This window comes from Paenibacillus algorifonticola, assembly GCF_000971975.1.
Lineage (GTDB): Bacteria > Bacillota > Bacilli > Paenibacillales > Paenibacillaceae > Pristimantibacillus > Pristimantibacillus algorifonticola.
The window spans coordinates 1-1,300 of the sequence record NZ_LAQO01000101.1 but is presented as its reverse complement, the minus strand read 5'-3'; the positions used below and the strand labels follow the sequence as shown (position 1 = coordinate 1,300).

2 protein-coding genes are annotated in these 1,300 nt (G+C 47.4%); both read left to right on the top strand.

Annotated features, from left to right (window positions below):
- On the top strand, positions 1–397 hold a 397-nt coding region (locus tag WH37_RS33130), incomplete at its 5' end, for a transposase (RefSeq protein ID WP_231594473.1).
- An 11-nt stretch (positions 398–408) separates the two neighbouring features.
- Positions 409–1,269 (top strand): IS3 family transposase, encoded by an 861-nt coding sequence (locus WH37_RS33125; protein WP_231594474.1) that lies wholly within the window; start codon positions 409–411, stop codon positions 1,267–1,269.
- The last annotated feature ends 31 nt before the right edge of the window (positions 1,270–1,300 follow it).

Below are 1,300 nucleotides of genomic sequence, written 5' to 3'. Positions count from 1 at the left end.
TGTAGCTAGAATAAAAAGTGGACACAGCATTAAGGAACGCCTAATAATAGACGTAACGAAAAAGAAGAGGTGTCCGCGAGTGGGAGAACAACGGCAACGATACAACGAAGAATTCAAAAGACAGACGGTTAAGTACGTACAAGAAAAGACCAAGACCATATCCGACATTTGTGAGGAGCTGAATATTCCCAAAAGCACCCTGCATCAATGGATCGGTCAATTTCGAGCGTTCGATCAGGAGGAAGTCAACTATCCGGAAAAAATCCGCAAGCTCGAACAAACCCTCAAAGAAAGGGAAGCGGAAACCCGTCGTAAAGAACGGGAAATGGCGGATCTGAAAGAAGAAATGGCGATTCTAAAAAAGGCGCTGCACATCTTCAGCAAAGAAAAGAACTAAGGTTCTCCTTCATCGAAGATCATCGCTCCGAATTTCGAGTGGAGAAGATGTGCCAGGTGCTTCACGTATCTAGGAGTGGCTATTATAAATGGCGCACCGCAGCGCCGTCCGGAAGGCAGCAGCGAAAAGAAAAGCTCACCCAGCGAATCACGTGGCACTACGATGACTCGCTATTCCGTTATGGAAGCCCCCGTATCTACAACGAGCTTCTAAAAGAAGGCTGGGTCGTATCGGAGCGTACGGTCAGCTTCATTATGCGCGAAAAGGGGCTGCGTTCCTGCATGTCACGCAAGTTCCGCGTCACTACAACCGATTCGAATCACGAGTGGCCGATCGCACCGAACGAGCTGCAGCAAGACTTTTCGGCAACTAGGCCCAACGAGAAGTGGGTGGCGGACATCACCTACATCCCCTGTCGCCAAGGGAAGCTCTATTTGGCGAGCATCTTGGATCTCTACACGAAGCAAATCGTAGGCTGGCAATTAAGTGATCACATGACAACGGATCTGGTACTCGATGCCCTCAAGCAGGCTTACACAGCGAAAAAACCAGAAAAAGGACTCATCCACCACTCCGATCGTGGATCGCAATATGCGTCAAAAGCCTACCGTGAGCAACTCAGCACCTACCAAATGAAGGCCAGTATGAGCCGGAGAGGAAACTGCTACGATAACGCTTGTATTGAAGCCTTTCACAGTATCTTAAAACGTGAATTGATTTACTGTAATCCCAAATTTAAGACCAAGCAAGAAGCCTATGAGCAGTTATATCGGTATCTGGAGTTCTTTTATAACCGAAAACGTTCAAACAGCACGCTTGGCTATATGTCACCCTTGCGTTTCGAACAGCTTTATTACGAAAAAATAGCATAATAGGCGTGTCCACTCTATTGACAGAAGAGCA